At 59.7% G+C, this 22,970-nt stretch carries 22 protein-coding genes and 1 tRNA gene; 8 read left to right on the top strand and 15 right to left on the bottom strand.

Annotation, left to right across the window (positions count from 1 at the left end):
• Positions 1-20: 20 nt before the first annotated feature.
• The 9 genes from msrA to ACP15O_RS09930 all read right to left on the bottom strand — a co-directional run bounded on the left by msrA (position 21) and on the right by ACP15O_RS09930 (position 10,423).
• The gene (msrA, locus tag ACP15O_RS09970) at positions 21-518 is read right to left on the bottom strand and encodes a peptide-methionine (S)-S-oxide reductase MsrA (RefSeq protein ID WP_425095945.1); all 498 of its coding nucleotides are present in this window, start codon (positions 516-518) and stop codon (positions 21-23) included.
• The gene (msrB, locus tag ACP15O_RS09965) at positions 518-964 is read right to left on the bottom strand and encodes a peptide-methionine (R)-S-oxide reductase MsrB (protein ID WP_425095944.1); all 447 of its coding nucleotides are present in this window, start codon (positions 962-964) and stop codon (positions 518-520) included. Before msrB ends, msrA begins: the two co-directional genes overlap by 1 nt.
• Positions 965-1,024: 60 nt before the next feature.
• A complete protein-coding gene (locus tag ACP15O_RS09960) occupies positions 1,025-1,243 on the bottom strand; it encodes a helix-turn-helix transcriptional regulator (RefSeq protein ID WP_425095943.1) in 219 nt (72 codons plus the stop codon).
• Positions 1,240-1,602, bottom strand: a complete 363-nt coding sequence (locus tag ACP15O_RS09955) for a hypothetical protein (protein WP_425095942.1) — start codon at positions 1,600-1,602, stop codon at positions 1,240-1,242. The genes ACP15O_RS09960 and ACP15O_RS09955 overlap by 4 nt, the downstream gene beginning before the upstream one ends.
• Before the next feature lie 71 nt (positions 1,603-1,673).
• Positions 1,674-2,702, bottom strand: coding sequence for a tRNA epoxyqueuosine(34) reductase QueG (queG, locus tag ACP15O_RS09950; RefSeq protein ID WP_425095941.1), 1,029 nt, complete (start codon positions 2,700-2,702; stop codon positions 1,674-1,676).
• 30 nt (positions 2,703-2,732) lie between these two features.
• A complete protein-coding gene (gene fzlA, locus ACP15O_RS09945; RefSeq protein WP_425095940.1) occupies positions 2,733-3,398 on the bottom strand; it encodes an FtsZ-binding protein FzlA in 666 nt (221 codons plus the stop codon).
• 58 nt (positions 3,399-3,456) lie between these two features.
• Positions 3,457-4,269 carry a monofunctional biosynthetic peptidoglycan transglycosylase gene (mtgA, locus tag ACP15O_RS09940; protein ID WP_425095938.1) on the bottom strand — a complete coding sequence of 271 codons (813 nt, stop codon included), beginning with the start codon at positions 4,267-4,269 and terminating at the stop codon, positions 3,457-3,459.
• Between the two features lie 60 nt (positions 4,270-4,329).
• Positions 4,330-8,868 carry a glutamate synthase large subunit gene (gene gltB / locus ACP15O_RS09935; RefSeq protein WP_425095937.1) on the bottom strand — a complete coding sequence of 1,513 codons (4,539 nt, stop codon included), beginning with the start codon at positions 8,866-8,868 and terminating at the stop codon, positions 4,330-4,332.
• A gap of 121 nt (positions 8,869-8,989) precedes the next feature.
• On the bottom strand, positions 8,990-10,423 hold the full coding sequence (locus tag ACP15O_RS09930) for an NAD(P)-dependent oxidoreductase (protein ID WP_425095935.1): 1,434 nt from the start codon (positions 10,421-10,423) through the stop codon (positions 8,990-8,992).
• Positions 10,424-10,647: 224 nt separating this feature from the next.
• Between ACP15O_RS09930 and ACP15O_RS09925 the strand changes: the two genes are divergently transcribed.
• Positions 10,648-11,451 (top strand): undecaprenyl-diphosphate phosphatase, encoded by an 804-nt coding sequence (locus ACP15O_RS09925; RefSeq protein ID WP_425095934.1) that lies wholly within the window; start codon positions 10,648-10,650, stop codon positions 11,449-11,451.
• Positions 11,452-11,499: 48 nt separating this feature from the next.
• Here ACP15O_RS09925 and ACP15O_RS09920 read toward each other — a convergent pair whose 3' ends face one another.
• Positions 11,500-12,477 carry a complex I NDUFA9 subunit family protein gene (locus ACP15O_RS09920; protein ID WP_425095933.1) on the bottom strand — a complete coding sequence of 326 codons (978 nt, stop codon included), beginning with the start codon at positions 12,475-12,477 and terminating at the stop codon, positions 11,500-11,502.
• 142 nt (positions 12,478-12,619) lie between these two features.
• On the opposite strand from ACP15O_RS09920, the gene ACP15O_RS09915 reads away from it, so the two are divergent.
• From ACP15O_RS09915 to ACP15O_RS09885, 7 genes are all read left to right on the top strand, one after another.
• Positions 12,620-12,706: transfer RNA gene (locus ACP15O_RS09915), tRNA-Leu, on the top strand.
• A 22-nt stretch (positions 12,707-12,728) separates the two neighbouring features.
• A complete protein-coding gene (locus ACP15O_RS09910; protein ID WP_425095932.1) occupies positions 12,729-13,340 on the top strand; it encodes a ribonuclease D in 612 nt (203 codons plus the stop codon).
• A 42-nt stretch (positions 13,341-13,382) separates the two neighbouring features.
• Positions 13,383-13,988: an LPS export ABC transporter periplasmic protein LptC gene (gene lptC / locus ACP15O_RS09905; RefSeq protein ID WP_425095931.1), complete on the top strand. Its 606-nt coding sequence runs from the start codon at positions 13,383-13,385 to the stop codon at positions 13,986-13,988.
• Between the two features lie 10 nt (positions 13,989-13,998).
• Positions 13,999-14,487, top strand: a complete 489-nt coding sequence (lptA, locus tag ACP15O_RS09900) for a lipopolysaccharide transport periplasmic protein LptA (protein ID WP_425095930.1) — start codon at positions 13,999-14,001, stop codon at positions 14,485-14,487.
• A gap of 4 nt (positions 14,488-14,491) precedes the next feature.
• Positions 14,492-15,250, top strand: a complete 759-nt coding sequence (gene lptB / locus ACP15O_RS09895; protein WP_425095929.1) for an LPS export ABC transporter ATP-binding protein — start codon at positions 14,492-14,494, stop codon at positions 15,248-15,250.
• Between the two features lie 258 nt (positions 15,251-15,508).
• Positions 15,509-16,078, top strand: coding sequence for a ribosome hibernation-promoting factor, HPF/YfiA family (gene hpf / locus ACP15O_RS09890; protein WP_425095928.1), 570 nt, complete (start codon positions 15,509-15,511; stop codon positions 16,076-16,078).
• A 44-nt stretch (positions 16,079-16,122) separates the two neighbouring features.
• Positions 16,123-16,587, top strand: a complete 465-nt coding sequence (locus ACP15O_RS09885) for a PTS sugar transporter subunit IIA (RefSeq protein ID WP_425095927.1) — start codon at positions 16,123-16,125, stop codon at positions 16,585-16,587.
• Here ACP15O_RS09885 and ACP15O_RS09880 read toward each other — a convergent pair.
• The 5 genes from ACP15O_RS09880 to galU all read right to left on the bottom strand — a co-directional run bounded on the left by ACP15O_RS09880 (position 16,575) and on the right by galU (position 22,953).
• Positions 16,575-18,014, bottom strand: a complete 1,440-nt coding sequence (locus ACP15O_RS09880; RefSeq protein ID WP_425095926.1) for a nodulation protein NodH — start codon at positions 18,012-18,014, stop codon at positions 16,575-16,577. The two genes, ACP15O_RS09885 and ACP15O_RS09880, sit on opposite strands and share 13 nt — an antisense overlap.
• A 6-nt stretch (positions 18,015-18,020) precedes the next feature.
• Positions 18,021-19,721: a DUF5927 domain-containing protein gene (locus ACP15O_RS09875; RefSeq protein WP_425095924.1), complete on the bottom strand. Its 1,701-nt coding sequence runs from the start codon at positions 19,719-19,721 to the stop codon at positions 18,021-18,023.
• Positions 19,718-20,728 carry a glycosyltransferase family 2 protein gene (locus ACP15O_RS09870; protein ID WP_425095923.1) on the bottom strand — a complete coding sequence of 337 codons (1,011 nt, stop codon included), beginning with the start codon at positions 20,726-20,728 and terminating at the stop codon, positions 19,718-19,720. Before ACP15O_RS09870 ends, ACP15O_RS09875 begins: the two co-directional genes overlap by 4 nt.
• A 45-nt stretch (positions 20,729-20,773) precedes the next feature.
• Positions 20,774-21,997 carry a glycosyltransferase gene (locus ACP15O_RS09865; RefSeq protein ID WP_425095922.1) on the bottom strand — a complete coding sequence of 408 codons (1,224 nt, stop codon included), beginning with the start codon at positions 21,995-21,997 and terminating at the stop codon, positions 20,774-20,776.
• 80 nt (positions 21,998-22,077) lie between these two features.
• Complete coding sequence (gene galU, locus ACP15O_RS09860) at positions 22,078-22,953, bottom strand: UTP--glucose-1-phosphate uridylyltransferase GalU (RefSeq protein WP_425095921.1); 876 nt, start codon at positions 22,951-22,953, stop codon at positions 22,078-22,080.
• Positions 22,954-22,970: the final 17 nt, after the last annotated feature.

Raw genomic sequence — 22,970 nt, 5'->3', positions numbered from 1 at the left:
AGGCTCTAATTCAGCTGAACTCAGCGTTTCGGCAGCACCCAATCGGGCCGTGGGAAATGGCAGGTATAGCCATTGGGCAGACGTTGCAGGTAATCCTGATGCTCGGGCTCGGCATCCCAGAAATCGCCTACGGGTTCTACCTCGGTCACGACTTTGCCGGGCCACAGACCGCTGGCCTCGACATCCTGAATCGTGTCGATGGCACAGGCTTTCTGCGCCGCATCCACATAGTAAATCGCAGACCGATACGACATCCCCAGATCATTGCCCTGACGGTTCAGTGTGGTCGGGTCGTGGATCTGAAAAAAGAACTCCAGCAGCGCCCGATACGAGGTTTTCGCCGGGTCGAAAATGATCTCGATCCCCTCGGCGTGGGTGCCGTGATTGCGATAGGTCGCGTTGGGCACGTCCCCGCCGGTGTATCCGACACGGGTGCGCAACACGCCCGGCTGGTGCCGGATCAATTCCTGCATTCCCCAGAAACACCCGCCTGCCAGAACAGCGCGTTCTTCTGCCATTACACGTCCTCCACCTGGTTCAGATAATCGCCGTAGCCCTCGGCCTGCATGTCATCGCGATGAATAAACCGCAGACTGGCCGAGTTGATGCAATAACGCAGCCCCCCGCGATCAGGCGGCCCATCCGGAAACACGTGCCCCAGGTGACTGTCTCCATGGGCCGAGCGCACCTCGGTTCGGATCATGCCATGGGTGGTGTCGTGCAGCTCGGCGATATGAGCGGGCTCGATCGGCTTTGTAAAACTGGGCCAGCCGCACCCGGATTCATATTTATCCCCCGAGGCAAACAGCGGCTCGCCACTGACAATATCCACATAAATCCCCGGAGCCTTATTGTTTAGCAGCACGCCCGTCCCCGGCCGTTCTGTTCCGTTTTCCTGAGTCACCCAATGCTGTTCGGGCGTCAGGGCCGCGATGACATCCGGGTTCCGCTCGTATTTTGGCATGGTGTCCTCCGTTTGGTTTTGCCCATTAGATGGGCCAGACGTAAGAAATGCAAAGGGTGCTCACGGATTCGTGCCATCAGGCGGCTCCGGGTGAAACACGTCCTCAACCCGTACTGCGAATGCACGCGCGATCTGAAAGGCCAGGGACAGGCTGGGATCGTAGCGGCGTTTCTCGATGGCGACGATGGTCTGGCGCGACACGCCACATGCGGCCGCCAGATCTGCCTGCGTCCACCCTTTGTCTCGGCGCAAGGCACGTACCTGATTTGTGATTTTCATCGGTAACGGCGCATAACAATGACCTGAGATACCGCCCAGCTCAGCCCCATGATTCCCCACACCCAGAAGGCGCTTTGACGTGGAAATCCTGCGCTTTCAAGAAAACCATAATTGAATGTGATCAGCGCCGTCAGTACAAAGGCCATCCCGATGGATTCTGCCATGATTTGCTTTTGCATCTCATCCATCCGCCGGATGTTCCGCAAAACCGCCCAGGCCACCAGGAAAGTCGCCGGCACGGGCAGAACAGAGACCCACAGCCCCTCGTACCCGTAGTGGGTAAACAGAAAGACAGACAGGCCAACCATCGCCGCATAGATGAAAATAGCCCCGGTAAACTCAAGCATATAGGCGCGCATTGGCAGACCTCTCGGATAAAATGTAAAACTGACTTTACATTGCGGATGCTCGCCAAGAAGTCAAGTGTGCTTTACATTTTATCCAGACGCTTCACCGCCCATCTTGCCGCATCCGCCACCGTGGCATCCGGATCCTGGCACAAATCCCGCGCAATGGGCTGTAGCCGTGGCTGCCCCGAATTCCCTATGGCATACAAGACGTTACGCACGAATCTATCCCGCCCGATCCGCTTGATCGGAGAGCCGCTGAAAAACGCACGAAACCCTGTGTCATCCAACACAGCCAACGCCGCCAAATCCGGAGACAGCAGCTCGGGCCGCGCGCCATACCGGATTTCACGTGCCTCGATTGCGAATTTGTTCCATGGACAGGCGGCCAGACAATCGTCGCAGCCATAAATCCGATTGCCCATCAGGCCGCGCAGGTCTTCGGGCACCGGGCCGTGATGTTCGATAGTCAGATAGGAAATGCAGCGCCGGGCATCCAACTGATAAGGCGCGGGAAAGGCCCCAGTCGGGCAGACGTCCTGACAGGCAGTGCAAGAGCCGCAGTGATCCACCTCGGCCCTGTCCTCGGGCAGCTCTAGCGTGGTGAAAATCGACCCAAGAAAGAACCAACTGCCCAGATCGCGGCTGACCAGATTGGTGTGTTTCCCCTGCCAGCCAAGACCCGCCGCCTGCCCCAAGGGTTTTTCTGCAACGGGGGCGGTATCGACGAATACTTTCACCTCGCCGCCCGCCTGGGCGATCAGCCAGCGCGCCAGCCGTTTCAGGCGCTTTTTGACCAGATCGTGATAGTCCTTGTTCTGCGCATAAACCGAGATCGCGGCCCGGTCCGGCTGTTGCAGAATATCCAGCGGATCATGCTCCGGCGTATAGCTTTCGGCCAGCATAATGACCGAGCGCGCCTGGGGCCACAACGCGGCCGGGTTCCCGCGCCATTCCACGCGTTTCTCCATCCAGGCCATCTGCCCGTGATACCCGTTTTCCAGAAAAGCCCCCAAACGCGCGGGCACTTGTGGAATCGCCGTTGGCAGGCAGATTTTACAGGCATCGAACCCTTCGGCCCGCGCTTGTTCAATCAGGCTCTGTTTCAGCATGAAACCGCCCCCATGCGGGGCAGGCCGGGATTAGAAATCCAGATCTGCATAATGCGGCGGCTGCGGAAAGCCGGGAATCTGATCGGCCAGAATCGAGCGAAACGCCGGGCGGGATTTAATCTTGGCGTACCAATCCTTGACCACCTCAGAGCGGTTCCAATCCACGTCTCGGATATAGTCCAATGACGACAGATGCGCCGCAGCTGCGAAATCCGCCAACGTCATGCTGTCTCCGGCCAGCCAGCGCCGGTGATCCAGCAACCAGGCCATGTAATCCAGATGGTATTTGATCGCCTTGGCCCCTGCCTTGACGTTTCCGCTGTCGGGAAAGCCGCGCGCCATGACCTTCTTGTTGACCCGCTCATACAGCAGTTTCGAGGTCACCTCGTTATGAAACTTGTCGTCAAACCAACTGACCAGGCGACGCACCTCATAGCGGCCTTCGGGATCGCTGGGCATCAACGGCGGATCTGGATAGAGTTCCTCAAGATATTCGCAGATTGCCGCGCTTTCGGTCAGGATTTTCCCGTCCAGACGCAATACAGGCACCTTGCCGGCGGGGTTGCGGCGCAGGAATTCGGTGTCCTGCTCCCAGTAGCGTTCTTCCTCCAGTTTCACGTCGATCCGCTTTTCGGCCAGGCTCAGACGGACCTTGCGGCAGAACGGGGACAGAGGAAAATGGTATAGTTGCGCCATGGTTGGGTGTGCTCTTGGGTTGAGGATATTCCTTCAATGCCCGCTTGCCGGAGGATTTTCAATCCTCGAAACAGGCAGATCGGTCATCCGCGCGGATCGTGGCTGCTCCGTCCTGAATGGCGGCGGTCCGGCGGCGCATCAGCTCATTCGGGCGCGAGGCAGACCGCACCTTGGGCGAGGGCAGCACCGCTGCCAGTCGCGCGGCCTGTAACGGGGTCAGCGCATCGGGCCCCACACCAAAGTAATGCCGCGCCGCAGGTTCCACCCCGAAAATGCCCTGATCGAACTCGGCCACGTTCAGATATACCTCAAGGATCCGCTCTTTGGACCAGACCAGCTCCACCATCGGCGTGATCAGCGCCTCCAGCGCTTTGCGAAGGTAACTGCGCCCATGCCAGAGGAACACGTTCTTGACCACTTGCTGCGTCAGGGTCGAGGCCCCGCGGTTTCCGCCCTCGGCAATCGCGGCGCGGATGGCCGCAATATCGAACCCGCCATGCAGGCAAAAATTGACGTCCTCGGCCGCCACAACCGAGCGCTTCATGACCGGGGCGATTTCCTCCATCCGGACCCATTGGCGATCCACCTCGCCCAGGCGCGCCTTTTCCTGCCAGATATACAGCGTCGTGGGCGGGTTCACGATGGAATAGACAACGACCCACAAAAACAGCAGCACCAGAAACATCGCAAACCCGCGCGCGCACCAGCGCAAAAACCCAAGCGCCGGACGCACCGGCAGTATCTCGCGCTTGGGCGCGGGTTTGCGCTGAGACTTGCGCGCAGGTGCCTTCTTGGCGGGTGTTTTTTTCGTCTTGGCCACGGCCCAGCTATAGGCGGCGGGCGCCGTGCTGAAAAGGGATTCGCGCCACATCACCCCGAAAAGCAAAAAGGCGCCCCGAAGGACGCCTTTCCACGAAGATCAACCGGGGGGTTACTCGGCCGGAACCGCCGTATCCTCCAGGCTCAGCGGGTGCGGGATATGCACCAGCATCTCTTTGGGGCACACCTGCATGAAGTTGCCCTTTTCCATGTCCCAATGCTGCAAAATATCTGCGGCCTTGCGGCTGCCGGTTTCGGCAACATGGCGTTCGATCAGGCCTTTCAGCTCGGCCTCCCAATGGTCCACGGTCACGGGGCAGGTTACCAGCGTTTCCATGTTCATCATGTCGGCGGCATCACCGTTCGGATCATACAGATAGGCCATACCGCCCGTCATACCCGCCCCGAAGTTCGCCCCGATAGAGCCCAGGATCACCGCAATCCCGCCGGTCATGTATTCACAACCGTTGGAGCCACAGCCCTCGATCACCACCTTCGCACCCGAGTTGCGGACGGCGAAACGCTCGCCCGCGCGGCCGGCGGCAAACAGGTAACCATCGGTCGCGCCATACAGAACCGTGTTGCCGATGATCGTGTTATCGCTGGCCACCAGCGGCGAGTGCATCGGCGGACGCACCACGACAGTACCGCCCGACAGGCCCTTGCCGACATAGTCGTTGGCGTCACCAGACACTTCGATCTTCAGACCGGGGGCGGCAAAAGCCCCCAGCGACTGCCCGGCCGAGCCCGTCAGTTTCACCGTCAGATGATCCGGTTGCAGCGCGTTGCGCATCCCGAAGTTCTGCACGATATGGCTGGAGGTACGCGTGCCCACGGTGCGGTGCGTGTTCTGCACGGCATAGGACAGCTGCATTTTCTCGCCATCTTCTAGGAAGCGATGCGCATCGCGCACGATTTCCGCGTCCAGCGTATCGGGCACAGCGTTGCGATCTTTGTAGCGGTCGTAAACGATGTCCTTGGCGCCATCCACGGTCAGCAGCAGCGGGTTCAGATCCAGATCGTCCAGGTGGGCGTTACCGCGGCTGACCTGGCTGAGCAGATCGGCACGGCCGATCACCTCGTCCAGGCTGCGCGCCCCGATCGAGGCCAGAATCTCGCGCACTTCCTGCGCGTAGAAGGTGATCAGATTCACCACCTTATCCGCATTGCCGGTGAACTTGGCCCGCAGTTCCTCGTCCTGGGTACACACGCCGACGGGGCAGGTGTTGGACTGGCACTGGCGCACCATGATACAGCCCATCGCGATCAGCGCGGCGGTGCCGATGCCGTATTCCTCGGCACCCATCATGGCGGCCATCACGATGTCACGCCCGGTGCGCAGGCCACCATCGGTCCGCAGAGTCACACGGCTGCGCAGGTTGTTCATCGCCAGAACCTGATGCGCCTCGGTCAGGCCCATTTCCCAGGGCAGACCCGCGAATTTGATCGAGGTCGCGGGCGACGCCCCCGTCCCGCCGTTATGGCCCGAGATCAGGATGATGTCTGCCTCGGCCTTGGCCACACCGGCAGCAATCGTGCCAACGCCCGAGGACGCCACCAGTTTCACCGTCACCTTACAGCGCGGGTTGATCTGTTTCAGGTCATAGATCAGCTGCGCCAGATCCTCGATCGAGTAGATATCGTGGTGCGGCGGCGGCGAGATCAGCGTCACACCCTTTGTCGAGTGACGCAGTTTCGCGATCAGGTCAGTGACCTTCATGCCGGGCAGCTGGCCGCCCTCGCCGGGTTTCGCACCCTGGGCGACTTTGATCTCCAGCTCTTCGCAATGCAGCAGGTATTCGGCGGTCACACCGAAACGGCCCGAGGCCACCTGCTTGATCTTCGCGCTGGCGTTATCGCCATTGGGTTCGGGGGTGAAATCATCGGGGCTTTCGCCGCCTTCACCCGAATCCGATTTGGCGCCGATGCGGTTCATCGCGATGGACAAGGTCCGGTGCGATTCCGGGCTGAGCGCGCCCAGCGACATGCCGGGGGTCACGAAACGCTTGCGGATTGCGGTGATGCTTTCGACCTCTTCGATCGGCACCGGGTTGCCCAGCGGTTTGATCGCCAGCAGGTCACGCAGGTGGATCGGCGGCATGGACTGCATCTTGGCCGAGTACTGTTTCCACAGCTCGAACGAGGCACGGTTGCAGGCCTGCTGCATCAGGTGCATGGATTGAGCTTCCCACGCGTGAGTTTCACCCGATTTCCGCGCCTTGTAGAAGCCCCCGATGGGCAGCACATCGCGCCCGCCAAGGAACCCCTGGGCGTGGACCTCTTCCACTTTTTTCTGAATCCCGTGGACACCGATCCCCGAAATCCGGCTGGTCATACCGGGGAAATATTCGGCGCACATGGCGCGCGACAGGCCCACGGCTTCGAAGTTCAGGCCACCGCGATAGGACGAGATCACCGAAATCCCCATCTTCGCCATGATCTTCAGCAGACCCTGATCAATCGAGTTCCGATACCGGCGCACGTTTTCCGTCAGCGTGCCATCCAGCAGGCCGCGCTCGATGCGTTCAGCCAGGCTGTCCTCGGCCAGATAGGCGTTCACCACGGTCGCCCCGCAGCCGATCAGCACGGCAAAATAATGCGGGTCGATACATTCCGCCGAGCGCACATTCAGCGAGCAGAAGGTCCGCAGCCCCTTGCGCGTCAGATGCGAATGCACCGCGCTGGTGGCCAGAATCATCGGCATCCCGACCTTATCCTGCCCCTGATGTTCGTCGGTCAGAACGATATGACCAGCCCCCGAGCGCACGGCGTCCTCGGCCTCGGCGCGGATGCGCTCCAGGCCGACATGCAGCGCTTCTTCGTCGGCGCCAGCCGGGAAGGTACAGTCGATGGTCACCAGATCGGCGTTGAACTGACGGGTCAGCTCGTCAAACTGAGCGTTGCCCACAAAGGGGCTTTCCAGCACCAGAATTTCGGTCTGGGCGCTGCTTTCGTCCAGCACGTTTTTCAGATTACCGAACCGCGTTTTCAGGCTCATCACGCGGTATTCACGCAACGAGTCGATCGGCGGGTTGGTCACCTGGCTGAAGTTCTGACGGAAGAAGTGGCTGAGCGGGCGGTATTTATTCGACAGAACCGCCGACGGGGTGTCATCCCCCATCGAGGCCAGCGCTTCTTTGCCGTCCTCGGCCATCGGAGCCAGGATTTGTTCCAGTTCTTCAATGGTATAGCCCGCCGCGATCTGGCGGCGGCGCAAGTCGGCACCGCTAAAGAGAGGCTTCTCGGTCAGGCCAGACAGGGCCGTATCCAGATCGTTGATCTTACCGACCCATTCGCCGAACGGCTGGCTGGCGGCCAGTTTGTTCTTGATCTCTTCGTCGTGGTACAACTTGCCCTCGGCCATATCGACGGCCAGCAGCTGACCCGGCCCCAGGGCGCCTTTTTCCACAACGGTGGATTCGTTGGTCGGGACCATGCCCACCTCGGACCCGGCGATCAGCAGGCCATCGCCCGTCACGACGTACCGCATCGGGCGAAGGCCGTTACGGTCCAGACCGCCGCATACCCAGCGGCCATCGGTCATGGCCAGGGCGGCGGGGCCGTCCCAGGGCTCCATCACCGAGTTGCAGTAGGAATACATGTCGCGCCATGCCTGGGGCAGCTCGACCGCTTGCTTGGACCAGCTTTCCGGCACCAGCATGGTTTTCGCCATGGGCGCGTTGCGGCCGGCACGGACCAGAACCTCGAACACCGCATCCAGCGCAGCCGAGTCGGACGAGCCCGACGGGATGATCGGCTTGATGTCTTCGGCCAGATCGCCGAACGCACCCGAGGCCATGCGGATCTCGTGCGACTTCATCCAGTTGACGTTGCCCTTCAGCGTGTTGATCTCACCGTTATGGGCCAACATGCGGAACGGCTGCGCCAGCCACCACTGCGGGAAGGTGTTGGTGGAATAACGCTGGTGGTAGATCGCAAAGGCGGATTCGAAACGGTCGTCCAGCAGGTCAGGGTAGAATTCAGCGACTTGCTCGGCCAGCATCATGCCCTTGTAGATAATCGAGCGGCAGGACAGCGAACAGATATACAGCTGACCGACACCGGCAGCGGCGGCGGCTTTTTCGATGCGGCGACGGATGACGTACAGCTCGCGCTCGAACGCTTCTTCGTCGATGTCTTTGCCGTTCGAAATCAGGATCTGTTCGATCTCGGGACGGGTTGCGTTGGCTTTTTCACCCAGGCAGGACACATCAACGGGGACGTGACGCCAGCCATAAATCTTGTGCCCCATGCGCAGCACTTCGGTTTCGACGATCGTCCGGCATTTTTCCTGAGCGCCAAAATCCGTGCGCGGCAGGAACACCTGACCCACAGCCATCAGGCTGTTGGGGTCGGGCACATGGCCGGTGCGTTTGATCTGGTCATAGAAGAAGGGCACAGGGATTTGCACGTGGATACCCGCGCCATCGCCGGTCTTGCCGTCAGCGTCCACAGCACCGCGGTGCCAGATTGCCTTGAGCGCGGTGATCCCGCTTTCGACAACCTGACGGCTGGGTTTGCCATTCAGGCTGACCACCAGGCCAACCCCACACGAGGAATGCTCTTCTTCGTGCGAATAGAGGCCGTTTTCGGCCATGTACTGACGCTTGGCTTCTTCGTTTGCCACCCAGTTTTCATCGTAGACAGTCATTGTCGTCTCCTTCTCGCGGATCTGATACGCCTCGCATCGCGGGTCCGTTCATCAGATCGTATCCTTGCCCGTTTGCTGCTTGGGCTGGGGTAATTTTCTAAGGGCCCGAGCGGGCCGGAACTCATTCAGCGGCGACGGCCTTGGCGTCGTTCAGATAGTCCAGAACCGCATCGGCGCAGTCGCGGCCATCCTTGATTGCCCAGACCACCAGCGATGCACCGCGCACGATGTCGCCCACCGCGTAAACGCCATCCAGGCTGGTTTTGCCGGTCTTGAAATCGGCTTTCACGGTGCCCCAACGGGTCACTTCCAGACCGTCCACACCCCAGAGTTTCGGCAGATCCTCGGGCTCGAAGCCCAGTGCCTTGATCACCAGATCGGCGTCTTCGACATAATCGGCACCTTCGATCACTTCGGGCGACTGACGGCCGGACGCATCGGGGGCACCCAGACGCATTTTCTGCACCATCACGCCGCTGACAGGATCACCGGCAAAGCCCTTGGGCGCGGCCAGCCAGACGAATTCCACGCCTTCTTCTTCGGCGTTCTGCACTTCGCGCTGGCTGCCGGGCATGTTGGCGCGGTCACGGCGGTACAGACATTTCACGCTTTCGGCGCCCTGACGGATCGCGGTGCGCACACAGTCCATCGCGGTATCACCGCCGCCGATCACGACGACCTTCTTGCCGGCAGCGTTCAGGGTACCGTCTTCGTATTCTTCCACAGTGTCGCCAAAGGACAGCTTGTTGGACACGGTCAGGTAATCAATCGCCCGCACGATCCCATCGGCACCCGAGCCGGGGCCCTCCAGGTCGCGGGTCTTGTAAACGCCGGTCGCGATGATGACCGAGTCGTGCTTGCCGCGGATCGCATCAAAGGACAGGTCTTCGCCGACATTGCAGTTCATCACAAACTCGACGCCGGATTTCTCCAGCTGCTCGATACGGCGCATCACCACGTCTTTTTCCAGCTTGAAACCGGGGATACCATAGGTCAGCAGCCCCCCCGCACGGTCATAACGGTCATAAACAGTGACCTGCACACCGGCGCGGCGCAGCATATCCGCCGCGGCCAGACCGCCGGGGCCCGCACCGATGATACCAACCGACTGATCACGCTCGACCGTCGGAGCAATCGGCTGCACCCAGCCGTTTTCCCAGGCGGTATCGGTGATGTATTTCTCGACCGAGCCAATGGTCACGGTGCCGTGGCCCGACTGTTCGATCACGCAGTTGCCCTCGCACAGACGGTCCTGCGGGCAGATGCGGCCACAGATTTCCGGAAAAGTGTTGGTGGCCTGGCTGATGTTATAAGCTTCCTCCAGACGGCCCATCGCGGTCATGCGCAGCCAGTCGGGGATATTGTTGTGCAGCGGACAATGCGCCTGGCAATAAGGCACGCCACATTGGCTGCAACGGCTGGCCTGCTCTTTGGCCTTTTCATCAGCATATTCGGCGTAGATTTCATTGAAATCCTTGTTCCGCTGATCTGCGTCCCGCTTGGACGGCATGTCACGCGAAATGTTTACGAATTTCAGCATCGGTTGCTTAGCCACGGCGCTGCCTTTCTGCTAGATGTAACTCGGTCGGACTTCTTTAATTCAGCTGGCCGGGAAATAAAAGTCACATGTACTGACCTATATTGAGATTTCTTTCTGACCCTGCGAACTTTTTACCGGAGATCAGCGCCAATTTATGACCGAATCGGTACTAAATGAATTCTTTATGAATATTTTCAAACGGTTATAAAAAGCCATCCAAAGGCGTAGCGTAACAAATCATGACACTCTTTCATTTGCTGATCATCGCGATAATTCAGGGCATTACCGAGTTCCTACCCGTTTCTTCCTCGGGGCACCTGATTCTGCTGCCGAATCTGACCGGGATGGAGGACCAGGGCCAGGTTATTGATGTGGCTGTGCATGTCGGCACTCTGGCTGCTGTTGTCCTGTATTTCTGGGCGGATGTGCGTGTGGGGCTGGCGGGCATCCCGCGAATGCTGACCGGACGCATTGACACGCCCGGCGCCAGGCTGGCCTTTTTGCTGATGATCGCAACCATTCCGGTGATCCTGTTTGGACTGGCCCTGAAACTGACCGGCCTGGACGACAGAATGCGCGGAATCGAGGTAATCGGCTGGACGATGCTGCTGTTCGGGCTGGTGCTGTATTGGGTGGACCAGAAGGGCGCGACCACCAAAACCGAGGGCGACTGGTCCCTGCGCGACGCGCTGATCATGGGCGTGTGGCAGGCGGTGGCGCTGATCCCCGGAACGTCTCGGTCCGGGATCACGATTACTGCGGCGCGGCAGCTGGGCTATGCGCGGCATGATGCGGCCAAGCTGGCGATGTTGATGTCCATCCCCACGATTTTCGCCAGTGGGGCGCTACTGTCCGCCGAGGTGATCGCCGAGGCCAACACCGCCCTGGCCCTGGACGGAGCGATTGCCGCTGGGTTTGCTTTTGTCGCGGCTCTTTTGGCACTGAGCCTGATGATGCGATTGCTGCGCTCGGTCAGTTTCACGCCCTATGTCATCTATCGCGTGATCCTGGGGATCGTCCTGCTGACCATTGCTTATAAGTAAAAGGGCGCGCCACGCGGCACGCCCTTTTGAAAATCCAATCCGGTTGTCTTAGTTGACGCGCAGGTTCTTGGCCGATTCCTTGATCGCAGCGTATTGGCCCGACGGGCGGAAACGCCACAGGTAATCGGGCAGGACGGCCTCGGGTGCGACGGGCTTGATGCCCAGATCGGCAAAGCCCTTGGCATCGGCGCTGACGATATTGTCGGATTTCAGCGCCTTCACCTGATCACGGGTCAGCGCGGATTTGAACAGACCGCCCGTCAGTTTCTGCGTCAGGTCAAAGCCGAACGCCATCAGCGAACCAACAAAGTAAGGCAGGTTCACGATCAGCTTGCGGCGGCGGATCACGCCCAGCATCTCTTGGATCAGCGCACGGAAAGTCTGCACCTCGGGGCCGCCCAGTTCATAGATGCCGGCGGGGGCCTTACCCTCGACACCCAGAACAGCGGCCTGAGCCACGTCATCCACATAGACCGGCTGGAACTTCACATCCGCCCCAACCAGAGGGATCACCGGGCCCATCATCGCGGCAAAGCGGTTAAAGAACTGATCCTCGGGCCCAAAAATCACCGAGGGGCGCAGGATCACGGCGTTCGGCATATGCGCCAGAACGGCGGCCTCGCCTGCGGCTTTGGTCTGCTGATATTCGCTCTCGGACTCGGCATCGGCGCCAATGGCCGAGATATGCACCATGTTCTGAACGCCCTGCTGGGCTGCGATCTTGGCAATGCGGCCTGCGCCTGCGGCCTGAACGGCGTCAAAGGTGTTCTTGCCCAGCTGATGCATGATGCCCACGCAGTTCACCACCGCATCGGCCCCGTTCATAACGGCAGCTACGCTGGCATCGTCACGCACGTTACACAAAACGGGCTCGACCTGACCGGGAACGCCATAAGGTTTGACATGCATGGCTTCGTTCGGGTGACGCACGGCCACACGGACGCGCCAGCCATCCTTGGCCAGACGCCGAGCAATGTAGCGGCCGACGAACCCTGCGCCGCCATAGATGGTCACGAGTTTCGACATGAGTAGCTCCGGCTTGAAAATCCTTCTCTGTTCCTACCGCCCAAGGGGGTTTTCCACAAGAAGATATGCCGTCGCAGAAAAAAGTTGAAAAACCTCGTTGACACTACCGGACCCCACCTATAAATCGCCCCTCACGACACCTGCCCAGGTGGCGGAATTGGTAGACGCGCTAGCTTCAGGTGCTAGTGTCCGTATGGACGTGGAGGTTCGAGTCCTCTCCTGGGCACCATTCCCTCCACAGAGGGAATGAGATGACAAACCACCTTTATATAAACGATATTCCCGCCGATCTGGACATGGGTCCGGTGGTGGCGATTGATTGTGAAACCATGGGCCTGAACCCCCACCGTGATCGTCTGTGCGTGATTCAGATGTCGGGCGGTGACGGGCATTCCCACATCGTACAGATCGAAAAGGGCCAGACCGAGGCGCCCAACCTGTGCGCCATGCTGGAAAACCCCGAGGTGCTGAAGCTGTTCCATTTCGGGCGATTCGACATTGCGGCCATGTACAATGCCTTTGGCGCGCTGACTGCGCCGGTTTATTGCACGAAAATCGCCAGTAAACTGGTGCGCACCTACACGGACCGTCACGGGCTGAAAAACCTGCTTCAGGAATTGCTAAGCACAGACATTTCCAAACAGCAGCAAAGCAGCGACTGGGGCGCGCCCGAACTGACCAAAGCGCAGCTGGATTACGCGGCCTCGGACGTGCTGTACCTGCATCAGCTCAAGGCCGAGCTGGACCGGATGCTGGAACGCGAAGGCCGCACCGAGTTCGCGCAGGCGTGTTTTGACTTCTTGCCGACGCGTGCCAAACTGGATCTGGCAGGCTGGCCCGAGATTGATATCTTTGCCCACTGATCCGGCCAACAGCGGCCCCACACGAAGGACAGGCACGGCGCGATGATCTGGCAGGAAACCTTCTACACCCGTTTGGTGAGCTGGCTGAAAATCCTGCTGCCGCTGACCGCCCTGGCGATTCTGTCCACGCTGTTCCTGCTGTCGCGCGGGAAGGAATCGGCGACCTCGCTGCCCTATTCGCGTGTCGATCTGCAAGAACGGATGAAAGAGGGCACCGTCAACAAGCCGCATTTTTCAGGCGCCACGCGGGGCGGCGATCTGATCACCTTTACTGCCGAAACCGCCAAGCCAGACGCCCAGGATGACACCAAGGCCCAGGCCACCCATCTGTCCGCGCGGATCGATCTGACCAGCGGCACACAGATCACCTTTGCCTCGGATCACGCGCTGCTGGACATGAGCGCCGATACCGCGCGCCTGTCTGGCGGTGTCAGCGTCAACAGCTCGACCGGGTATGACCTGCATACCGAAACTCTGTTCACCTCCATGCGCGAGATTGCCGCCGAAACAGAGGGCCGGGTTACGGGCACCGGCCCGGCGGGCTCTATTGACGCGGGCAAAATGACCCTTACCTCTGACCCTGCGACAGGTGATGCCCATTTGCTTTTCACAAACCGGGTAAAGCTGGTATATCAACCGCAAAACTAGGAAATTTCTCGTGTTTAAGCTGCGTCATTTTTTGATTTGCACGACCCTGGCGATTGTTCTGCCGCTGGGTCCGGTTTCCGCCCAGGGCCTGGCCTTTGGCAATTCGCGCGCAACCTCGGATCAGCCGGTTCAGGTTGAGGCCGACAGCCTGTCCGTCAATCAAAAGGACGGCACCGCGACCTTCACCGGGAATGTGCAGATTTCGCAGGGCGAGATGCTGCTGAACGCGCCCAGAGTGCTGGTCGTCTATGCCGAGGACAGCCAGAAAATCACCCGGCTGCAAGCCAGCGGCGGCGTCACCCTGGTGAATGGCCCCGATGCCGCCGAGGCGCAGTCTGCCGACTATAACATCGACGCCGGCACGGTGCTGCTGACGGGGCAGGTGCTGGTCACGCAGGGGCAGAACGTGATGTCCGGCGACAAGGTGACGATCAATCTGGATCAGGGCACGGCTCAGGTCGGTGGGCGCGTGCGCACCACGCTGGAAACCAAGGAATAACCCGATGGCCAAGCCCGAACTGAACGTGACCGAAGGGGCCTCGGGGTTACAAGTGACGCACCTGCGCAAAAGCTACAAAAAGCGCGTCGTCATCCGTGATTTCAGCATGGAACTGAACCGCGGCGAGGTCGTCGCACTGCTGGGCCCCAACGGCTGCGGGAAATCCACAACATTCTACATGATCGCGGGGCTGGTTTACCCCGAGGGCGGGCAGGTCACGGTGGACGGGCGCAATATCACCAATCTGCCGATGTATCGCCGGGCGAAACTGGGCATTGGCTATCTGCCTCAGGAAATGTCGATCTTCCGCGGCCTGAATGTCGAGGATAACATCACCGCCGTTCTGGATATCACCGAGAAGAATCGCCACAAACGCCGCGAGCGGCTGGAAGAGCTGCTAAGCGAATTTTCCATCGAACACCTGCGCCGCGCGCCCGCGCTGGCCCTGTCCGGGGGCGAACGCCGCCGCGTGGAAATCGCCCGCTGTCTGGCCGCGAACCCCAAATATCTGCTGCTGGACGAACCCTTTGCCGGGGTCGATCCGATCAGCGTGGGCGACATTCGCCATCTGGTGGCCGATCTGAAAAAACGCGGCATCGGTGTGCTGATCACCGATCACAACGTCCGCGAAACGCTCGAAATCGTGGACCGTGCCTATATCCTGCATGACGGTAAGGTGCTGATGTCCGGCACGCCCTCGGATGTTGTTGAAAATGAAAACGTCCGCCGCGTCTATCTGGGCGACAATTTCCGGATTTCCTAGGAATTTCATAATATTCCTGCGGCGCAGCGCCTCTCTGAGCACAAATATTTTCCAAGTCCGATTGACAGACCCCCTGCGACTCGCCTCAAATGGGAGTATGACATTCTTGGATTTCGCCCCTTTGTTGATGCTGGTCTTCTTGCCAAGGCCGGGTCGCGGGCAAGCCCCTGAAATGTCGAATTCCAGCATTCGGGCATAAATAAACCGGGGGCCAATTGCGCCCGGACAAATCCCGATTTGTCACGCAAAGGAGACAGGATGCGCTATCAAATCAGTGGAAAGCAGATCGACATCGGTGAGGCACTGCAAACCCATGTAAAAGAAGAACTGGGGGCCGCCGTGCAGAAATACGCCGAGCGACCGACCGACGCGAACATCATTTTTTCGAAGTCGGCCAATGAGTTCGTCTGCGAAGCCACTGTGCATCTATCCACCGGCCTGACCGCTCAGGCCAAGGCACACGCGCATGAAATCTATGCGGCATTCGATGGCTGCTGCGAAAAGATGGAAAAACAACTGCGTCGCTACAAACGCCGCCTGAAGGACCACCACCGCGAGCGCGCGGAGCCTGTTGAACTTCTGGGCGCATCGTCATATATCCTCGCCTCTGATGAGACCGAAGGGGATTCGGAACCGGAAAGCTTGCAACCGATCATCGTGGCCGAGATGGAATCAAAAATTCCGTCCCTCTCAGTAGGAGAGGCCGTGATGCAGATGGAATTGGCTGGCGCCCCGGTTTTGGTTTTCCGCAACGAGGCAAAAAGCGGGCTGAACGTCGTGTACCGCCGGGATGATGGCAACATCGGCTGGATCGACCCGCAGCAATGAGGTGAACCGGGGCACTCCCCCGTTTTCGGAGCAACGTACCCAAGATGCAACTGTCGAATATCCTCAAGCCCGAGGCCGTGAAAGTCGTATCCTCGGCATCGAGCAAGAAGCGTCTTTTGCAGGATCTGGGGGATCTGGCGTACTCGGCCTATGGTATCAGCGCCCCCGCCGCGGTCGAAGCTCTGATGGAACGCGAAAGCCTTGGCCCCACTGGTGTGGGCCATGGCGTCGCCCTGCCCCATGCGCGGTTTCCCGGTCTGGACAGCGTTGCCGGCGCATTTCTGCTGCTGGAAAAACCTGTTGATTTCGACTCGGTTGATCGTCAGCCCGTGGACATCGTTTTCGCGCTGTTCGCCCCCGAAGATGCCGGTGTCGAACATCTGAAAGCGCTGGCCCTGGTGTCGCGTACCCTGCGTGAAAATGCGCTATGTGCGAAATTGCGGGCGAACGCGGATGCCGCGACGCTTTATGCCATCCTGACTGAAAACCAGGCGGTTCAGGCCGCCTGATCTGCCCAGGGCGCAAATCCGAATTTCAGATAATCACGGCTATAGACCGCGCGCAGCTTTGCCTCGATCTCGGCGTCATAGATCTGCTCCAGAGTGATCGGCCCATCCGCCACAGGCGGCAGCATCGCAGGCGGATCCAGATAGCCCACCTGCCCGGCCAGAATCGGCAGCATCTGCGGCAAGTCCCATTCACGCAAAACGAAATCCGGCTGCCCGACCGAGGCAAACCCCTTCAGAATTTCGGATTGGCTGACCCAGTTGGGATCAATCCGCTGGCTGGTCTGCCCCTGAATATTGTCCTGCACGAAATCCAGAAACACCAGAAAAGCCGCGCGGTGCTGCGCTGCGTCGTACCCTTCGGGGATGCCCGATTTCGGCAGAGGCATCTGGTAAAGCTGGCACAGCGTTTTGCGAATTTTAGGAAAGGATCCGGGGCCACTGTTCAAAATGCGTTTGCAGAACGCATGATGCGCCCGCGTGGCCGGATGGCGTAAAACGGTAAAGCTGCGGTGCCCAGGATTGTCAGAACGCCAGCGGCGCAGGGTTTTCTGCGTGAATTCGGATTGCAGCGCCTCCGGATCCGCCCCATCCAGCGCGGCCAACCAGGCAGCCACCTGCGGCTCGGCGCCACCGGGCACGGGCATGTACAGCAATGGGGCCCGCGCTCCGGCCATATATCCAGGGACGGCAGCACCCCGGCGTGGCTCGAAATTCGGGGTGCGGGTCAGATTGAACCGATCCAGCCCGGCCAACGATCTTTCCATCTGATCGAAATTCTGAACCTTCGCCGACAGAGGCTGGGGATTTTGCTTTTTCAGCTTGGAATCCAATGCCTCAAGCGGGGCTTCGGCCCCCAGCCACTGGCCCAGACCGTTGAGCACCTCCAGATTTTGCAGATCCTCATAATCAATGTAAAACGCCGTCTGTCCCAAGGTCTGCAACGCATTCAGCAGCCGCACCTGGAACGCTTGCAACGCCGTAAGATGCGCCTCGAATTCCTGCGCCGAGAACTCGGCCGAGCCCGCCTTGCGCCGTTTCATATTCGTCAGCTTCCACTGGCCCGTGGATTGCGCGATTTTCCAGCTGACGTAGCTTTCGGCCGGGTTGCGCGTCAGGATGATCTTAGCGCAGCGCGGATCGTCCAGCATCGTCTGCAACACACGCGGATCGTGATCATGGAAATACCGGAAACCGGCCAGCCCGTCGGGGTGATCCCGCACCGTGTTCAGCAGCCGCTCTGGATCGGCCTCGCGCTGTTTTTGCGTCACGCCCAGAATATCCTGACTGTTCGGATAGCCGATGAAATGCGGGTTGAACGCCTCGCCCAGGCAGGTGATGCCGTCCATGGCGTTCAGGTTCGCCTCTAGGAAATTCGAGCCCGTCCGCATTTCCGCAAACACAACGAAATAGTCAAAATTATTGCTCATATAACCTCAGCGAACGAGATAGGGTTTACGCGGAACAGAAGAGGGCAGCTCTGGGTCTTGCGCGACCGGGAAATCGCCCATCAGATAGGGGTGCATCCCCTGGTTTTTCAGGTTCTGAAGGAACTGCCCAAACCCTTTCAGGTCAGCCATACGCGGCGCTTCGGACAGGCGGGACATGCGTTTTGCGCCGATCTCATCGACAATGGTTTGCAGCGGCTCCATCGGGGCCTCGATGAACTCGGCCATCGTCCAGATGCGAATCCGCGCCTTGGTGTAGGGCGAGCGCAGGGTATTCAGAAACTCAGCCTCGATTTTCTGCAAGCGCGCGGCCTCTTTGCGCAGGGCCGAGAAATTCAGATTGGAGCGGAACAGCGGCACCGCCCAGGCCCCGCTGATCACCGAGATATGGGCATTCGTATCCTTGGCCAGAAACCAGCTGATCGCCTGATTGTCCGCCGGGCCGAACTGGAAACACTGGCGCTCACCTCGGGTGTTCCAGATCAGGTTTGTCATGAACGCGTGGCTGTCATTGTCACGGATCGCGGCACTGTCGGACATCGCCCCGTTCATCACCGTCTGCCCGCCTGCATATTCCACGCGTTTGCGGGCAAACAGGTGGCCATGCACACGGGTATCGGTGGATTTATGCAGCCAGTCCTCGAAATTCTCAAACAGGTCCGAGAACCCCTGAAACACCGAGTATTTCCCCGAAGTCACCCCGTTTTCCCAGCCCTCATTCGGTTTGCGGCTTTGCATCACCAGGCCGGCGCGGCCGCGGGTGCGCCGATCTACCGCCTTGGCGAAAATCCGGTCAATTTTACCCGGCTGAGGTTCGGCCATTTTGCCATGCCCGTCGCCGTCACATAAAAACGCCTCATAGAGACGATCCGCATGGGGCCAGATTTTCCGCGCCACAAAACAATCGGACCGGCGCAGCAGTTGCAGGTGATCGTCGTAGAAAATATGCGGCTTACCCTGAAAGTCAAATTTGGACAGGGTCAGCGAGCGGCTCTCGATATTGGTGGAGTAGAGCCGGGACAGGGTCTGAAAATAGCTCTCGTCCGGAATCCAGACTTTCTCAAAATAGGTGTCGTACTCGGGCCGGTCCGGATCTTCCAGAATCGCAGACAAGGTTTGCCGCGTCAGGCACCACCACTGGCTGCCCATATGGGGCGTGATCCCGTTGGGAATGCGGCGCTTGATCCCGATTTTACGCTGCAAGGTCACATAGGCGTCAAACAGCGCCCGGTGCCGTTTCCACGAAAACGGAAAGCGCAGGGTAAACCGTTCATGATCCAGCCCGCCCACAGTCCAGGGCACATCGGCGGTGGTGGCGCTTTCGATAAAATCCGTGCGCGGACGGGCATCCAGATAGCTGACCAGATCCTTGACCGGACGCAGCGGCAGGCACGACCCGGACGCCAGATAGACATGACGGACATCGGGGTATTGCGCCAGCATCTGCGCCGCCGCCGCCTGCGAGGCCGCGACAATCCCCCATGTCCCCCATTCACAGGTATGTCGCTGCGAAAACCGCACATCGGGCAGATCCTCAAGCGATTTGACAAAGGCGCTGTAGGTGCGCCGGTTCACCTTGCGATCCACATGGATCACCACCGGACACCCATCCGCTGCCCAGTGACGCGCAACCCGCTCGGCCCGGCCCAGAGCGGTATGCACCAGCATGATGATCCCGACCGTGCTCATGCCCAGTTTCCCTTGGACATGAGGCCCAGAATCTCAAGCTGGCGCCAGTTGATATATTGCTCGGACCAGCGGCACCACAAATCCGGGTCGTCCTTTAGCTGAGCGGCATAGGCCTTGTATTCCACACTGGCCGCGTAATGCTGTTTGCGGGTCAGCTCTTCGTCGGCTTTCTTAGTGAAGGTATCCAGAAATTTGGTATGCAGCAGCGCGCCGCTGGCCTTTTCCCCGCCCCATTCATCGTAAACCTGATTCAACCCGCGCGGCAGCAGCATATGGGTTGAGCTGACAAAAGCGTATTTACGATCCCATTTGACCAGCGGGATCTTGTTCAAGGCAGGCGCCTTGTCGGGTGTTTTCGGAAAAAAGACACGTGTCCGCGGCCCGCCCTGAATCCACAGGTTCCCGTAGAAATCGTTCTTCTTATAGGTGTAGTTCCCGGAATCGAACCAATTGGCGATCTCCAGCGGATCCTGCCCCTCTTGGTAGGGCTGCGCATCCAGCCGGCCCTTGGGGTACATATCCAGCAACATCGCGCTGAACGACTTGATCGAGGACGCATCCAGCCAATCCGTCAACGCCCGCAGCGACCGGGTATCGCAGAAAGGATAGACCAGAAATTCATCGGGATCGACAACAAGCGCCCAGTGATCATGGGCATATTTGAACTGCAACCAGTTCAGCCAGTCCACCCCGAACCGCGCGCGTTTATAACTGGCCGAGGTCCGCCAGACAGACACGTCCGGCTGATCCGCCAGATAGCTGGCGGCACCATCGGTGCTGTCATTATCCACGATAAAGAAGTGGTTCACCCCCAGATCGCGGTAATATTTCAGGAAAAACGGCAGGCGGATTTTCTCATTCCGCTGGGTCGAAAACAGCAGGATATCGCCCGGTTTAATCGCGCGCGTCCGGTCGGCCACGACGCTTAGCTCGCGCCGTTTGCGAAAGGCACGGATCAGCAGGCGTTTCCGCCGCAGTCGCCGCCGATATGCATCCGTCCAGTTCAATCGCTACTCCTGCCCACGATGCGGACTTGTGACAAACAGCCGGTATCAAAGACGCCTTAATACAGCGTTGAAATGCTGCTGCCATGTCAGAGCACCAACCCCCTGACCGCCAGAAACCTGCCTGTCTGCCCCCTGAGGCCGCATCAACCCCATGATCTTATTCTGCCAAAGATACCGATCATGGATTCCTGCGTAAACGGGAATATCGCCCATTGTCTCTCGATAGACGGGCAGATCGTTGCAAATAACCGGAACATTCTGCGCGGCGGCCTCGATCGGAGGCAGACCGTAGCCTTCGGTAACTGACGGAAACAGCAGACCCTTTGACGCCCTAAGCAGCGCATTCACCTGACCGTCAGGCAGCCCCGCGCATTCAAAAACGCGGTGCCCGACCAGAGGATTCCGGTCCAGCCATTGCAGCACGGCCTCGTTTCGCCAGCCACGGTGCCCACAGATCACCAACTGCGGCGCGTCCTGCCCCATTTCCTCCCATAGCGACAAAAGCAGAGCATGGTTCTTACGTGGTTCAATCGTGCCAAGCGTGACGAAAAACGCCTTGTTCGGGTCGAATCCGGGGATGTCCGGCAAATGCGTCACAGGGGCGATCTCTACCCCCAGATGCGCCACCACGGTGTCCGGCACCATACCCCATTTGGCCATGTGACGCGTTACATCCGCCTGCGTCTGCCCCGAGTTGCAGATCACCAGATCCGCCATCTGCTGCACCCGCTTCAGCATCCGCTGAAACTTGGCCTCGGTCTCGGGCCTTTGCAGGTCCGGAAAATCCAGCGGAATCGTGTCATGGATCATCACCGCAATCCGCAGTCTGGCGTGATGCCTGACGGAATGCAGCACCCTCTGAGTCAGGTTCGAGTGACCGACATTCAGATAAACCCCGCCCGGGGACAGGTTACGCCGCAGCATCCGGGGCAAACGCTGCGGCAGACATCGCGCAATAGCCCAGCGGCGCAGGTCAGACTCGGCCCGCTTCTGATCCACGCTTAGCCGCATCCCCCAAGACAGCCGATCCGGCGCACCCCAAGGCTGGTGCCCCTGCACACGCGCCCCAAACGCCTGCAATCCCGCGCGATCCAGCAACACATATCCCAAACGCGTGCGCGCCAGGCCAAAGACCGGCGTATCCAACTGCATAAAATGCGTCAGATAGGCCAGCTCAACCCGGTCCACACCAGTCGGCACACGCCCTGCCCGGCGCAACAGGCGCGTTATATCCAGCAAATACGCTGTAGGGCCGCTCTGCGCTGCCATCAGACACCCGTGTCTTGAAACCGATCCCGTCAGGCTAGCCCCTTTGCCCGTTCACGCAACCCCAAAGGCGAGGGCGGTCGTCAGGCGGTCACGGCCTGCAGGTAGTCCATGAGCTCATCGCGCAGGTCGTCGCGTGAGAGGCCGAAGGCGATGGTGGCCTGCAAGAAGCCCGCCTTGGAGCCGCAATCGAAACGCTCGCCGTTGAAACGCAGCCCGTAGACGCCGCGGCCCTGGGTGATCTCGCGGGCGATGGCGTCGGTCAGCTGGATTTCTCCGCCCGCGCCGGTTTCCTTTTTATCCAGCGTTTTCAGCACGTTGGGCGACAGGATATAGCGGCCGATCACCGCCAGGTTGGACGGCTCGGTGCCGGCGGGGGGCTTTTCCACCATGCCGTTCACCGACACGACCGAGCCCATGTCTTCCTTCACGTCCAGCACCCCGTAGGCCGAGACTTTCTCGGGCGGGACTTCCATCGCGGCGACCATGCTGCCGCCGGTTTCCTGATAGGCCTCGACCATCTGTTGCAGGCAGGGCTTTTCCGCCGCGATCACGTCATCGGGCAGGATCACCGCGAAGGGTTCGTCATGGATCAGACGGCGCGCGCACCACACCGCATGTCCCAGACCCAGCGCCTGAGCCTGGCGGATATAGGCCACCGCGCCGCTTTCCATATTGGTGGTTTCCAGAACCTCCAGCAGCTTGGTCTTGTTCTTCTTGCGCAGCTCGTCTTCCAGATAGGGGCGCTGATCGAAATAATCCTCAAGCGCCGATTTCCCGCGCGAAGTGACAAAGATGAATTCCTCGATCCCGGCGGCGCGGGCCTCGTCGATCGCGTATTGCACCAGCGGGCGGTCCACCAGCGTCATGATCTCTTTGGGCACCGATTTCGTCGCGGGCAAAAAACGCGTCCCCAGGCCGGCAACAGGAAAAATCGCCTTCGTAACCTTACGTGTCATCATCAAGTCCTTTGGAA

Source organism: Youngimonas ophiurae (nom. illeg.), from assembly GCF_049803795.1.
In the GTDB taxonomy this organism is placed as follows: domain Bacteria; phylum Pseudomonadota; class Alphaproteobacteria; order Rhodobacterales; family Rhodobacteraceae; genus Thalassobius.
Note: the sequence above shows the minus strand (reverse complement) of the source record. Positions and strands in the feature narration are given on the sequence as shown.

Bases quoted from the DNA above. Each gene is read 5' to 3' on its own strand.
- msrA (WP_425095945.1), bottom strand. From the start codon at position 518: ATGGCAGAAGAACGCGCTGTTCTGGCAGGCGGGTGTTTCTGGGGAATG.
- msrB (WP_425095944.1), bottom strand. From the start codon at position 964: ATGCCAAAATACGAGCGGAACCCGGATGTCATCGCGGCCCTGACGCCC.
- ACP15O_RS09960 (WP_425095943.1), bottom strand. From the start codon at position 1,243: ATGAAAATCACAAATCAGGTACGTGCCTTGCGCCGAGACAAAGGGTGG.
- ACP15O_RS09955 (WP_425095942.1), bottom strand. From the start codon at position 1,602: ATGCGCGCCTATATGCTTGAGTTTACCGGGGCTATTTTCATCTATGCG.
- queG (WP_425095941.1), bottom strand. From the start codon at position 2,702: ATGCTGAAACAGAGCCTGATTGAACAAGCGCGGGCCGAAGGGTTCGAT.
- fzlA (WP_425095940.1), bottom strand. From the start codon at position 3,398: ATGGCGCAACTATACCATTTTCCTCTGTCCCCGTTCTGCCGCAAGGTC.
- mtgA (WP_425095938.1), bottom strand. From the start codon at position 4,269: ATGTGGCGCGAATCCCTTTTCAGCACGGCGCCCGCCGCCTATAGCTGG.
- gltB (WP_425095937.1), bottom strand. From the start codon at position 8,868: ATGACTGTCTACGATGAAAACTGGGTGGCAAACGAAGAAGCCAAGCGT.
- ACP15O_RS09925 (WP_425095934.1), top strand. From the start codon at position 10,648: ATGACACTCTTTCATTTGCTGATCATCGCGATAATTCAGGGCATTACC.
- ACP15O_RS09920 (WP_425095933.1), bottom strand. From the start codon at position 12,477: ATGTCGAAACTCGTGACCATCTATGGCGGCGCAGGGTTCGTCGGCCGC.
- ACP15O_RS09910 (WP_425095932.1), top strand. From the start codon at position 12,729: ATGACAAACCACCTTTATATAAACGATATTCCCGCCGATCTGGACATG.
- lptC (WP_425095931.1), top strand. From the start codon at position 13,383: ATGATCTGGCAGGAAACCTTCTACACCCGTTTGGTGAGCTGGCTGAAA.
- lptB (WP_425095929.1), top strand. From the start codon at position 14,492: ATGGCCAAGCCCGAACTGAACGTGACCGAAGGGGCCTCGGGGTTACAA.
- hpf (WP_425095928.1), top strand. From the start codon at position 15,509: ATGCGCTATCAAATCAGTGGAAAGCAGATCGACATCGGTGAGGCACTG.
- ACP15O_RS09885 (WP_425095927.1), top strand. From the start codon at position 16,123: ATGCAACTGTCGAATATCCTCAAGCCCGAGGCCGTGAAAGTCGTATCC.
- ACP15O_RS09880 (WP_425095926.1), bottom strand. From the start codon at position 18,014: ATGAGCAATAATTTTGACTATTTCGTTGTGTTTGCGGAAATGCGGACG.
- ACP15O_RS09875 (WP_425095924.1), bottom strand. From the start codon at position 19,721: ATGAGCACGGTCGGGATCATCATGCTGGTGCATACCGCTCTGGGCCGG.
- ACP15O_RS09865 (WP_425095922.1), bottom strand. From the start codon at position 21,997: ATGGCAGCGCAGAGCGGCCCTACAGCGTATTTGCTGGATATAACGCGC.
- galU (WP_425095921.1), bottom strand. From the start codon at position 22,953: ATGACACGTAAGGTTACGAAGGCGATTTTTCCTGTTGCCGGCCTGGGG.